The organism is Candidatus Aquicultor secundus (assembly GCF_002791875.1).
In the GTDB taxonomy this organism is placed as follows: domain Bacteria; phylum Actinomycetota; class Aquicultoria; order Aquicultorales; family Aquicultoraceae; genus Aquicultor_A; species Aquicultor_A secundus.
In genome coordinates this window covers 2,689-8,605 of the sequence record NZ_PFNG01000186.1, presented here as the reverse complement: position 1 = coordinate 8,605, position 5,917 = coordinate 2,689, and the positions used below count along the sequence as shown (strand labels likewise).

General features: G+C 52.0%; 6 protein-coding genes and 2 pseudogenes. 2 read left to right on the top strand and 6 right to left on the bottom strand.

Translation table 11 applies throughout. The features are described 5' to 3' along the window. The 6 genes and pseudogenes from COY37_RS11890 to COY37_RS07945 all read right to left on the bottom strand — a co-directional run. Positions 1 to 173, bottom strand: a pseudogene (locus COY37_RS11890) (S-methyl-5'-thioadenosine phosphorylase); the annotation flags it as partial. A gap of 115 nt (positions 174 to 288) precedes the next feature. Then, positions 289 to 1,302 (bottom strand): hypothetical protein, encoded by a 1,014-nt coding sequence (locus tag COY37_RS07965; protein WP_286677971.1) that lies wholly within the window; start codon positions 1,300 to 1,302, stop codon positions 289 to 291. Positions 1,303 to 1,349: 47 nt separating this feature from the next. Further along, a complete protein-coding gene (locus COY37_RS07960) occupies positions 1,350 to 2,144 on the bottom strand; it encodes a histidinol-phosphatase HisJ family protein (RefSeq protein ID WP_286677970.1) in 795 nt (264 codons plus the stop codon). A gap of 1 nt (position 2,145) precedes the next feature. Beyond that, entirely contained in the window at positions 2,146 to 2,634 is a 489-nt protein-coding gene (locus COY37_RS07955) for a 2-thiouracil desulfurase family protein (RefSeq protein WP_286677969.1), read from the bottom strand. Beyond that, complete coding sequence (locus tag COY37_RS07950; protein ID WP_286677968.1) at positions 2,589 to 3,290, bottom strand: MgtC/SapB family protein; 702 nt, start codon at positions 3,288 to 3,290, stop codon at positions 2,589 to 2,591. Before COY37_RS07950 ends, COY37_RS07955 begins: the two co-directional genes overlap by 46 nt. A gap of 318 nt (positions 3,291 to 3,608) precedes the next feature. Continuing rightward, a complete protein-coding gene (locus COY37_RS07945) occupies positions 3,609 to 4,208 on the bottom strand; it encodes an exodeoxyribonuclease X C-terminal domain-containing protein (protein ID WP_286677967.1) in 600 nt (199 codons plus the stop codon). Positions 4,209 to 4,802: 594 nt separating this feature from the next. Between COY37_RS07945 and COY37_RS07940 the strand changes: the two genes are divergently transcribed. After that, positions 4,803 to 5,447, top strand: a complete 645-nt coding sequence (locus tag COY37_RS07940; protein WP_286977121.1) for a hypothetical protein — start codon at positions 4,803 to 4,805, stop codon at positions 5,445 to 5,447. A 94-nt stretch (positions 5,448 to 5,541) separates the two neighbouring features. Further along, a pseudogene (locus tag COY37_RS07935) lies at positions 5,542 to 5,917 on the top strand (hypothetical protein); the annotation flags it as partial.

The window sequence follows — 5,917 nt, the reverse complement described above, 5'->3', positions numbered from 1 at the left end:
TCGCGCCCATGGCGTGGCAGAAATGCGACTTTTACCCCTTGCACATCGCCTATCGCGACTTTATCGCTCGGAGGCCCGTAGGGCGTCTCAACGTTTACCTCCTCGACATGGTCAATAAACGAGTAAAATCCTGAACCTCCGAATATACCTACTTGTGCTTTCTTATCAGTCATCTTTGCCTCCATGGTTTAAAACATCCACCCGCAGCACGGGCCTCATTACATCATACTTCTACGGTTGTTTATTAGGTATTATAAGGCTAAACGAGCAAATAAAGAAGATTGTGCTTTACGCGCCGGCAACCCGTGCAAGCTCGCCGTCTTTGGGCGGGTTAACGTGAACAGCCTCAGCCGGGTGTTGTACGTGGATGAGCCGCTTCTCGGACGTGCCGAACTCAACGCTTGTAACATCAACTTCATCAAGCGACTTGGCCTTGCCGTAGCGTGCGGTAAGCGCGGCGGCCTCAAAAACCGAGCGCTCGGTGTAGCTATTTTTTAGCAGGATGGTAAGCGGGCCGGCATACTCCTCGGCCTCAAAAATCAGGTCGCCCGGCTCGGCCAGCTGGGCAAGTCGCTTGTTTTCCTCTTCGTTTCGGGACACCACAATGATGGCGCCCTCGCTCGAAAGAAACACGCGCCCGATCTTCATCAGGTTGACCTTGTTTACCGTGGGCCGACCCTCGACCTTGTAAAGGGTGCGAAGCCTGATTGAAAACATCGGGTCGGTCAGGATACAGCCGCCGGCCGGCGACGGGTATTCGTGCACCCCGAACTTTTTCGCCAACGCCATCTGGGGCTTTCGCGAGCGGCCCCTGATATCGAGTAGCTTAGAGCGGTCGACCAGGCCTTGCCTCTCGGGGATAGTTTCATCGAGAAGCTTCGCCGAGAGGGGTCTTAACACATATCCTTCCATCCCGGATTCTTGCTCAACGATGCCGAGCGCCTGACGATTTTGCGATTTGGGGCGCTCGCCCAAAACCTCGCCGGTCGCGATAAAATCGGCGCCGAGTTCTTTCATCAGCTCGCCCGCCTTGCGGATCATCATCGCATGGCAATCGATACAGGGGTTCATGAATCTGCCGTAGCCGTGCTTGGGGTGTTTAAGCATCTTCATGTGCGGCTCGGTGATATCGATAATATGGACGGGTATCCCGAGCATCTCCGCAGCTTTTTCAGCGTTCACCGAGTCGAAAAACGGGGTGACAAAGGTGACCGCCTCGACCTCTATCCCCTGGTCGAGAAGAACTTCTGCGGCCAATATGCTGTCGAGACCGCCCGACATCAACACCAACGCCTTCGTCACGGCCATCACCTACTCTAAAATAACAGGTATGCGCCATCTCTACATAATCAAACTAAATCTACAAAATCGCGCTCGCGTTTTGCAAAAACGGCAAGCCGCTCGTAGCCCGCACGCCGCGCAGCCGCGCGCCCCGCCTCAAAGCCCATACCGACTTCCTCCGGGCTATGCGCATCCGAACCCAGCGTTACCGGCACACCCTCATTGAAGCAGAGGGCGAGGATCGCGTCACTTGGATAGATTTCACCGACCGGCTTTCGCAAACCCGCCGTGTTTATCTCAATCGCCGCATCCGCCTTTTTAATCGCCGAAATTGCACCTGCGACCAGCGGGGTTATATCCTCCTCGGGCTTAAAGTTATATTTCTTAATAAGGTCCAGGTGGCCGATAACATCAAACAGGCCCGTCTTTGCCGCATCTGCGACCAGCTTGAAATACGTCGCGTACAGCTCATAGATATCCCGCTGTTTATACCCTTCGATGTAGCGGCTATCATCAAAACCCCACCCATCGATAAAATGAATCGAGCCGATGACGTAGTCAAAATCATACGCGCCAAGCAGCCGCGCGGTCTCTTCTTCCCGTCCGGGCAGGTAATCGGCCTCGATGCCCGTTTTTATCGCAATATCCGGAAACTCTCGCTTTAGAGTTGCCACCGCCTCGACATACTCCGGGAGTTCGTCAAGCGACATGGTAAGCGTGGGATCGTGTCCGGTGAGAAGCGGCAGGTGGTCGGCAAAGCCGATCTCAGTAAGAGACAGCTCTCTGGCACGCTTTACGTAATCGCGCATTTCGCCGCGGGCGTGGCCGCAGCGGGCGGTATGAACGTGGTAATCAACACTCATCTTACAATTCTTTCCCTAGCTGATTCTCGGTGACGACTTCAAGGCCGGATTCTCTCAAAAGCGCGGCGGTAACGCCGTCGCCTTCTCTTATAGTACCGGAAAACGTCCCGTCATAAATAGCCCCGACACCACAAGAAGGGCTTAGCGATTTAATAATCGCCCCCGTAGCGCCGGTGATGCGCGCAAGCTCGAGCATCTCCGAAGCGCCGCGAATAAACTGCTCGGTCACGTCGTCGCCGAGTTTGTTTATCACTCTTGCCCTGCCGGCCAGCACGTCACTACCGTCGCCGCCAACAATCTCGGCGGGAGGCCGCGGGGTAGTCAGTCCTCCGCCCTGTTCCGGGCAAAAGGGCAGCGCCTCTCCTTTTTCAACGAGTTCCCGGATTTTTGCGCAGAATTTGTCCCCACCGTCGTACCTGGTCTTAAGACCGGCAAGGCAGGAACTTACGACCCATTTGACCGTTCGCGGACCATCGGCCTGCTTATCCAATGTATCTCACCCACACCTTTTACTGAAGCCAATTGTGCAGGTACCCGGATGTCATCGACATCCGGCGGAATCTGCAACCCCAACTGTATTACATTGGTACCCTCGCCTTCAAGCGGTTCGATGTCGATAGTGCGCACCGTGACACCGATCTCACCGAGGGCCGAGATTATCTTTCCCAACTGCTGCGGGTTGTCAATCGCCATCATTTGGATGGTTCTGTGGGCAGGGACGGCTCTAATCTCGACGTATTTAAGCGTGGTAAGCGTAAGCAATATCAAAAGCGTCGCAATGAGTGAAGCGAAGTAGAGCCCGCCGCCGACAGCAAGGCCCACGCCCGAAACGACCCAGATGCTCGCCGCCGTGGTAAGACCGCGCACAATGCTGCCCTGCCTGATGATGGCGCCGCCGCCCAAAAAACCGATACCGGTGACAACGCTTGCCGCGATACGGGTGACATCCGTGCGGGCCAGCCCTAAAAACGGCTGGATATCGATAGAAATGATCATAATAAGCGCCGAGCCCAGCGACACGAGTGCGTGCGTGCGAAGGCCGGCCGGTTTTTCAGAGATCTCTCTCTGATACCCGATAGCGCCGCCTAATATTACCGCAAGTAAAAGCCTGACTGCTATCTCCCACAATGGAGTAGCTGCGTTCATGAACTCTCCCTATATGCTGTGAGTAATGAGTTCTATAACTGCCGTTCTCCAAGCGTGCAACCACTTGGCATGATACACCAAGTTAGGATAATTATCGACTTCAAAATTCGGCGTATTAACACGTTTAATATTTGCCCTTTTCCTCTAGCGACTGCCCCTGTAATAATGTTATCTTGTATGGGGCCCGAGCTATTTATGAACCAAAGTATCAACTGCTGTATGTACCAATAGGAGCTGATCTAAAACGAAACACCTACTCGCAAAGCCGGTCGAAGTGCCCGCTTTAAGCAACGACGCGCACGGCAGACAGCTTGTTTGTTACTCGAAGAATATTTCGGCCGTGCCGGTTGGGTCAAGATTGTCGACCTGCGGCGTGCTTTCTTCAAGAAGTTTTTTTGCGGCGGTCCTCAAGACGTAATCGTAGGCCTCTTTTGCAAGCCACTCGACATAGGTCGGGTCCTCGGCCAGAACATCTCCAAGGGACTTGTCCGCATGCTTGCCGAAGGAAAGAACGACGGACTCGGGGTCCGCTGATTTCTTGTGCCCGTTACCGTTTGCCCCCATTACCGGCTCGCTCGGGTTGATCTCCTCGGCTGCCGTCATGCCGACGTTTGTCGCAAGACGCAAGGCGCGGGCTATTGCGCGGGTATCCGCAAGGCGAACCAGGTGAGGCTGCATCGGGCGCTCGGCGGACTCCGGAGAGGCGTCGCCAAGAGCCGAGAAGACCCCCTTATCCGTCTCGACAACCGCCCTTACTATCGCGAGCATCCCGTTATCCCGGTGCGGAGCCTGCAAAAGCTGGGTCTCTACCCGTTTTAGACCTGCCGCGTGCGCCATCTCCAGAAGACCCTCGAAGAGCACGAAGTCTTTCCCCTGGATTTTCTTGATGAACTTAGCAGGAAGTTTGTGTTCCGACATATCCTTACCACCTTTCAATCACGAACGCCTGTTCGTACTTATTGTAGTATATTGCACCAGTACGCGCAACCGACATACGCCTGCTGCACATCCATTAACCAGGCATTATATATGTGGTAGAGCACCGGGCGGCGAGCAGGTTGGTGGACAATAGGCGTAATAAGCTCGGAGTCAAGGAGAATGTTCGAGTCCGCTATTCTCCAGGCCTAAAAGGAAAACCCCGGTAATCATGAATAGCGCTCTTCGTTTATAATCAGCCTTCCATTGTTCACAATGGACACAGCCCACCGATTACCTCCAATATCCTCCCCCAAATACTAGGTAAGCGCTTAGGCTAAATACTCTTCAGCGATAAATGTTTAGTAGTATACTCTAAATAACCGTTTGCGGGTTAAAGGGGGCGGGATGATACGGTTTGAGAACGATGATAATGCTTATCTTAGCTGGTTAGAGATGAATCCGTCGGGATTTGTAGTGAACTGTGAGCGTAATCCTAAACCGCATTACTTAATGCTGCATACCGCGTCTTGCAGGCATATTAGCACTTCAAAAAGGTCTAATTGGACGACTAATGAGTATATTAAGGTTTGCTCGATGGATATGCATGAGCTTAAAAAATGGGCCAAAGGACGCGTGGGTGGAGAACTTCAGCCTTGTAGGTGTATGAAATCACCGATTAATCCTATGCACAGACAACACTCTCTCCAGATGAATCTTCCTAACCTCAACACTCAAAACGGTTATAGCGACCAAATTATTGCAGCATACAAACAGTATAGAATTGCACGTCTCGACCTTCTCGCACACCTTGAACTCCCCAGCTCAAATCGTGATCCGCTTGCAGAATTTAGCGAATGGTTAGTTGCTTTTCTGGTAGGAGGTTCTTTAGTAAACAGCAGGGTCCAGAAGGGCTATGATGTGATCGGCCCCGAGGGCGAAACGATACAGGTTAAATATTTGGCCAACCCGAAGGGAAAGTGGGTTAACGAGCACCGCATTTATTTCTCGCAAGAGATGGATCTATATGCCCTCGTTATTTTCGTCGATTTGGAAATCGCTGCGGCTCTGATCTTTCCAAAAACAAGTATTGGGCAAGTTTGCCAGGCTCTGCGCAAACGACACCCCGATCAAGATGTCTCCCTACAGCTAACTCAGCGGGACTTTAACTACATAACCGACAACCTGCAATTATTTGAAGCACTAGGGGTAACCGATCTCCTATTTTGGCTCCCACCATAAAAAAGAAATCAGCGGTATTAAAGAACAAATTACGAATTAGTGATTACGGGTAATAACGCCTTAAAATCAGCGTTTGTACGAGGAGGTGAATCGAGTGTTAAAAGATAAGCGGCTAAAATTAGCAATCATTGTAGTCGCCATGCTTGTGCTGATAGCAATTCTGGCGGTCGGATGCGCCACCACTACTGGAGGTGCCTCAACAGCGGATATCGACAAGCTTTCTAAGAGAGTCACCGCTGTTGAGAAGGATACTGATACGCAGAAGACAAAGATTAACCCCGGTCTCGGTACGGTCATGATAGAGTATGGGGACCGTATGTCTAGAGCCTTTTTTGGTGCCAAAGCAGGCAACTGGGACATGGTCAAATACCAGATTAAAGAGATGAGAGAGATTCAGGAAGTTGGTGAGATCGATCGTCCTAAACGCGCTACAGCTTTAAAGAATTTTGAAAGTAAATTCCTTGATCCAC